This is a genomic window from Bradyrhizobium sp. HKCCYLRH2015, assembly GCF_051168215.1.
Lineage (GTDB): Bacteria > Pseudomonadota > Alphaproteobacteria > Rhizobiales > Xanthobacteraceae > Bradyrhizobium.
Genome location: NZ_JBNPUO010000024.1, coordinates 1 through 2099 on the forward strand (window position 1 = coordinate 1; position 2099 = coordinate 2099).

General features: G+C 63.6%; 2 protein-coding genes. One reads left to right on the forward strand and one right to left on the reverse strand.

Annotated features, from left to right (window positions below):
• Positions 1-972, forward strand: a 972-nt coding sequence (locus ACQR1H_RS33175) for a flagellin (protein ID WP_434908797.1), incomplete at its 5' end; no start/stop codon positions are given.
• A 176-nt stretch (positions 973-1148) separates the two neighbouring features.
• Here ACQR1H_RS33175 and flbT read toward each other — a convergent pair.
• Entirely contained in the window at positions 1149-1574 is a 426-nt protein-coding gene (gene flbT, locus ACQR1H_RS33180) for a flagellar biosynthesis repressor FlbT (RefSeq protein ID WP_315715996.1), read from the reverse strand.
• Positions 1575-2099: the final 525 nt, after the last annotated feature.

Sequence of the window (2099 nt, forward strand, 5' to 3'; positions counted from 1 at the left end):
AACATCGGCATCGGCGACAGCGTCAGCAACCTGCTGTCGGCGATCCAGACCCAGACCGGCGTGACGGCGTCGATCACCGCGGGTGCGATCACCCTGACGCCGCCGGCGGCGGGATTGACGCTCTCGGGCAGCAGCGGCACCTTGGCCAAGCTCGGGCTGACTGCCGTCGGCGACGGCTTGTCGGGTCAGACCTTGACGGTCGGCGCCACAGGAGGTGGCACGGCGACCAGCATCACGTTCGGCCTGGGGACAGGGCAGGTCAAGTCGCTGAACGATCTCAACGCCAAGCTCGCAGCCAATAACCTGCAGGCCTCGATCGATTCGTCGACCGGCAAGATCACCCTCACCACGACCAACGACGCGGCGTCGGCCACGATCGGCGCGATCGGCGGTACGGCGGCGGCTTCCAGCCAGTCCTTCAACGGTCTGACGGCGGCGGCTCCGGTGGCGGATGTGACCGCGCAGACGCAGCGCGCGAGCCTGGTTTCCCAGTACAACAACGTGCTGGCGCAGATCAACACGACCGCGAGCGATGCGTCGTTCAACGGTGTCAACCTGCTCAACGGCGACACGCTGAAGCTGACCTTCAACGAGAACGGCAAGTCGACGCTGTCGATCACCGGCGTGACCTTCAACTCCGCGGGCCTCGGCCTCTCGACGTTGACCTCGGGCACCGACTTCCTCGACAACAACTCGGCGAACAAGGTGATCGGCGTGCTCACCACGGCGAGCTCCACGCTGCGCAACGAGGCCTCGACGCTGGGTTCGAACCTGTCGGTCGTGCAGGTTCGTCAGGACTTCAACAAGAACCTGATCAACGTGCTGCAGACCGGCTCGTCGAACCTGACCTTGGCCGACACCAACGAGGAAGCGGCCAACAGCCAGGCGCTGTCGACCCGCCAGTCGATCGCGGTGTCCGCGCTGTCGCTCGCCAACCAGTCGCAGGCGAGCGTGCTGCAGCTGCTGCGCTGATCCGCACGCATCGCATCTCGACGACCAAGGCGGCGGGGGAAACCCCGCCGCTTTTTCATCGGACGACATGGAAGGTCCGACGTTGCTGGCGGCGGAGCCTGGCGGGCGCGCAATAAATCGGAAGGCCCGGCCTCGCGACTGGCGAGCCGGGCCTTCCGATGTGAGGACGCGAAAGCTCAGGCCGCCGAGCTCACCGGCTTGTCCTGCTGTTCGGCTTCAGCCTGCTCGATCAGCTTCTTCTCGTAGGCGACGAGCTTCTTGGCTTCCTTCAGGGCCTGATAGAGATCGCCGTTCAGGATATGGCCGTTGATCGCCTCGATGATCGGCCAGGCGCTCGGCACCGTCGTGATGATGTCGCGCAGCAGGTTGAAATAGGTGCCGTGATCCGCATCTGCGCCCGGGGAGATGTACATCAGCTGGACCGCAAGATAGACGAGCTTGGCCGGCGTGTCGGCCGTCTCCGGCGTCAGGATGTCCTTCTCGCGCAGGATCGGAATGTTCTCGCCGTCGATCAGGAGGCGCGCGCGCTGATCGGTATTGGTGATCACGCAGGAGCCGATGATGATGCGCTCATGCGGCTTCAGTTCGACTTTCAGGGCCATTCTCATTCTCCGTTGCCGCAATCGGCGTGGCGCCGAACCTGCTGCGTCGAGGCCGATGACTGGTCCAGCTGCCAGTCTCAATCGCGCGGGAATTCTGCGCGCTCGATCGGTCGGCGCGCAGCAATCCTTTCCGATCATGGTTAACGGACGGTAAATGGCCGCGCGTGCCCGGCGAATATGCGGTGTTTTCAATGTGATCCGCGGCGAATCACCTCGGCGCGGCCGTGCCGGTGCGGCGCGTCGGGCAACGCGAGCGGTCGTCACTTCACTGTTTGTTAGCCGCTCGCATTTACCTTAACGCACGTCGCCCAGTGGTGCAGTCACCCGCGGGCTTCGCCTTGATCCTGAATGGATCGGGCAGTTTGTTTCACACCAGAAGGGTATGAAAATGTCAGGTATTGTTCTCTCGGCGTCGGTGCGTCAGAATCTGCTTTCGCTGCAGTCGACGGCTCAGCTCCTCGCCACCACCCAGAACAATCTCTCCACGGGCAAGAAGGTCAACTCGGCGCTCGACAATCCGACCAA